We start from the raw sequence: 1,264 nt of genomic DNA, 5'->3' as shown, positions 1-1,264 counted from the left end.
CGCTGCACCTGCGCCTCGAACGCCTGATGCACGCAGTATGGTTCGCGTATGGCAAACGTATGGTTCACGTCATATAAAACAGCATGACGTTCGTGCGGTGTCAGCATCGGCAGCGCAGATATCAGATCCGCGTCCGTGGCTTCCCCTGCGACATATGACAGACGCCCGGCCAGCGCCCGCGCCTCGGCCTCAGAGAGCTTGGTCAGGTCGGCATGCAGCGCGCCGTCGGTCAGTGTGATCACAGCACCCGACACTGGCGCGCCGTGCAGTGACACCGCCACCTGCGGCACCGCCAGATCGGCCAGGTTTACATCGCGCGTCATCAGGTCCAGTGGGAACCCCGGCGCGCGTTCCGCCAGCAACGCGGCGCGCGCAGCACCAACCGTGCCATCGGTCGCCACCCGCACCGGCACCCAGCCGCTGCTGTAGCCCGCCAGCCCGGGTGCGACAGACAGCGCCACATCGGGGCTGTCCTGCCCCGACACCCGCGCCATTGCCACCGCCAGCGTGGCGGCGTCGCCCGCCACCTGAAGCCGCAGCCAGCCCTCCCCCTCGCCCGCGCCTGTGATCACCAGCGGCGACATCGCCGCCAGCCGCTTGCGCAGCCCGGCCTCAAACGGCACCAAGGCTGCTAAGGCGTCGGTCAGCGCGCCCGCATCGGTCAAAGGTGCCAGATCACGCACCGTAGACGGGCACACCGGCAGACCGCGTGTCTGGCAGGTCAGCCGGTGCAGGCGCACCGCGCCCGACCCGCAAGCCACCACCACCCCTTCGGGCGAGGACGACAGCACCGCCCCCGGCACCCCCTGCCCATCCGCCACATCCGCAGCGCCCACGTTCAGCACGCCGAACGCGCCCTCAATCTTGGCCGTGGTCAGCGGGTTCCAGTAGCGGCCATGGTCCAGCGCCCGCACCATCCGCGCCACCGTGTCGGCGGGCTGCGCAAAGTCCAGCCGCCCGAAGGCCGCAGGGCGGTCGGCGCGGGCAAACACCCGGCGCGCGCTGAAATCCTGCGCCACGGGCCGCAGCCCGCTTTCCATCTGCGCCATCACTGCCGGAAAGCTTTCCACCCCCGCCTCAAAGCAGCGGGTGTTGAGGGTCAGCGCTGTATCGCCGGGCAGCACATCAAACAGACGCTGCTCCAGAATGTCGCCCTCATCCACGCCATCGGTCATCAAATGCCAGGTGATGCCGTGCTGCGGCTCGCCTGCCAGCAATGCCCAGACCGGCGCGTTCAGCCCGGCATAGCGTGGCAGGGGGCCGT

General features: G+C 69.3%; 1 protein-coding gene. It reads right to left on the bottom strand.

Annotated elements, in window-relative coordinates; translation table 11 throughout:
• On the bottom strand, nucleotides 1–1,217 hold a 1,217-nt coding region (locus Q8S40_RS16440), incomplete at its 3' end, for a formyltransferase family protein (RefSeq protein ID WP_305671236.1).
• Nucleotides 1,218–1,264: the final 47 nt, after the last annotated feature.

Source organism: Falsiroseomonas sp. (assembly GCF_030695085.1).
Lineage (GTDB): Bacteria > Pseudomonadota > Alphaproteobacteria > Acetobacterales > Acetobacteraceae > Falsiroseomonas.
Note: the sequence above shows the minus strand (reverse complement) of the source record. Positions and strands in the feature narration are given on the sequence as shown.